General features: G+C 39.4%; 2 protein-coding genes. Both read right to left on the bottom strand.

The window, feature by feature from the left end; all coding sequences use genetic code 11:
* Nucleotides 1-331 precede the first annotated feature (331 nt).
* The gene (locus BUB85_RS20685; protein ID WP_073113353.1) at nt 332-1,534 is read right to left on the bottom strand and encodes a DUF4179 domain-containing protein; all 1,203 of its coding nucleotides are present in this window, start codon (nt 1,532-1,534) and stop codon (nt 332-334) included.
* Entirely contained in the window at nt 1,531-2,037 is a 507-nt protein-coding gene (locus BUB85_RS20680) for an RNA polymerase sigma factor (RefSeq protein ID WP_073113352.1), read from the bottom strand. The genes BUB85_RS20685 and BUB85_RS20680 overlap by 4 nt, the downstream gene beginning before the upstream one ends.
* Between the last annotated feature and the right edge of the window lie 458 nt (nt 2,038-2,495).

The raw sequence follows: 2,495 nt of genomic DNA, 5'->3' as shown, positions 1-2,495 counted from the left end.
AATCTACGCCTGTGGAGTAAGCATAAGACCAGCATTTATTGTGGCGATTTACGCCGAAACAGGAAGCATGTGACTTCAGTCATGTGAGGGTTCACAGAATAACAGATGTACAAGGATTCGGCCATTATTGGACGGAGCCATGGAACTTCCATTGGATAAATACCGGATCCAAATCGATCAGTTTAGAAGTGGAAAAAGCACAGGCTGAAGCGGAAAAAGAGGCAATTGAAGCAGAAAAGCTCAGACTTGAGAAGGAAAACAAAGAACTAAGGGAAAAAAGGTCAGAGGCATAATAGCTTTTGACCTTTGTTTCCGTTTGCCAAGCCCACTCTTATTCCATCGGGACAACATACAAATCGTCTTCCGTAACGGCAGTTCCATCAGGTTCTGTCTTTCGGAACAATACGCTGTCCATCTGACTGATGTCTAAGATTCGGTTCGTTGAAAAGGAACAGATATACGTGTTGCTTGTATCATCCACATAGCCCATTGTTTCAGCACCCATGCTGATCCATGGCAATAACGTTCCATCTTTTAATTTTACTCCAACCAATTGTGGTGGCTCGGAATAACGAGTTATTTCTATTTCCTGTTCATCTCCATTCTCATCCTCCGCTGTTACATTTTCTGTCGTTTGCTGCCTCGGAAATTCATATTCTGCTTTCATTGAAATTGGAGAAATTTCAACTCGCGTCACAGTGGCTCCGCTGTCACCGAGAGCCATCGTGCCTTCATAAACTCTCGTTTCACAGGAACCTTCCAGTTTCCAGTCGAATGTCCACGTCCCCTCGACTTCTGGAGTGAAGTCAGCTTTCGCAACTGTTCCAAGATTTTGCAACTCTACATGAATTGCTTTATTTATAAAAAATCCTTTTTCGTTTGTTTTCTTCAAGTAGATCTGATATTCTAAAGATTCGTCATCCATTGTGTAACTATTTACAATCCTACCGTCCCCATCTACTTCAAGCGGACTTCCATCTTCCGCATGAACTGGACTTCCATCTTCCCCGCATATCAACCCATCATAAAAGATTCCAGATGTAAAAAAGTCATTCATTCCATCTACTGTGACAGAAAGATTTTGAAAGTCAGGCTGAACGCCATCTTCCACCGAATACCCTTCCACACGAAATGCAATATATGTGTAATATTCATTGGTTATACTTTGAACTGCTGTCACCGTAATCCCGGCATTTGTACACGACTGTTCCACAAATGTATTTAATTTACTTTCTGTGAGTTTTTGCTGTTGCCCCTCAGATATGCCCAATCCTTCCGAAAAGCTGTTGCTCCACTTCATATAGGCAGCCGCTGCAGCGGACATGGTTGCCAATGCAAGTGTTGCAGCTATTATAATCAGTGCAGTTCTCTTGCGCGGAATTTTTTTCTTTGTTTTCATATCAGCCAATAACACAGGTGGATGATCTTTTGCCATTCTTTGGATTTTCGCAAATGCATCGTTCGTTTTTTTATTAACGATATCGGGAATGACAACTTCTTTCCGTAATAAATCCAGCTTTTCTTTTTCCATCATACTGTCCTCCTCAATTCACAAATATCTGCGAGCTGCACTCTACCTCTTGCAAGCTTCGTTCTGATTGTGCTCTCTGGAATTTCTAATATCTGACTGATTTCGCAGGTTTTAAATCCTTCAATATAGTACAGCATCATAACAAGCCGATATGTTTCTGACAATGTCCCTAAAACGGCTTTCCACTCAGCATTTTCAAATCCTTTGTCAGTGTCTGCCTGTTCCGAGGGAGCTTCATTTCGCAATAGTGTTTCTTTCTTTCGAATTAAATCATTACATTTGTTAACAAGAATCCGTGTCATCCAAGTACGAAAGTAACGATTGTCATTTAATTGCCCGATTTTTTCCCAACAAGTCAGAATTGTCTCCGAGATAGCATCTGCGACATCCTCATCATTATAGAGAATTGCTCTTGCAGTTTTATACATATTCTGCATCTGTGATTGCATCAGTTCTGTGAAAGCATCTGGATTTCTGCGCTTTGCTTGTATTATCAGTTTTTCCATATGTAATCCTTTCTTTTTTTGTACGTACAGGAAGTATGTATTTTCATGCTTCTATACATTAGACGGTAAAATCCAGAAAAGTGTCTCATGAATCATTGTTTTTATAACAAACATCTATTTTTATGTTGAAAATTGGGAAGTAAGGCGAAAAAGATCCTTTCCATCTTGACATTACATTTACTGCATAGTCTATCATCTGTCCAATCAGAAGACAAGAATGAAAGAGCCCGGAGGAAAACGGGATTTGAAAACAGGATTGTCTTCGCGTGCTATATGTGCTATAGTAAATCCATTCTATTACATAATCTTTTATTATTTTTATCCGGCGCTTTCAGCCACAGTAATCTCATTATTATTTTAAGCCACATGCACATCTATTATCATATCTGAAAGGAATCAAATCTTATGGAACAAATCTATCAAATCTACGATCGTATTTTCAAACGTATTTTTAATTT

The sequence above is a fragment of the Hespellia stercorisuis DSM 15480 genome, assembly GCF_900142165.1.
GTDB lineage: Bacteria > Bacillota > Clostridia > Lachnospirales > Lachnospiraceae > Hespellia > Hespellia stercorisuis.
The sequence above is the reverse complement of the archived record's forward strand: the minus strand, read 5'-3'. Positions and strand labels throughout refer to the sequence as shown.

Excerpts from the sequence above, each read along its gene's own strand:
- BUB85_RS20685 (WP_073113353.1), bottom strand. The coding sequence starts at position 1,534 with ATGATGGAAAAAGAAAAGCTGGATTTATTACGGAAAGAAGTTGTCATT.
- BUB85_RS20680 (WP_073113352.1), bottom strand. The coding sequence starts at position 2,037 with ATGGAAAAACTGATAATACAAGCAAAGCGCAGAAATCCAGATGCTTTC.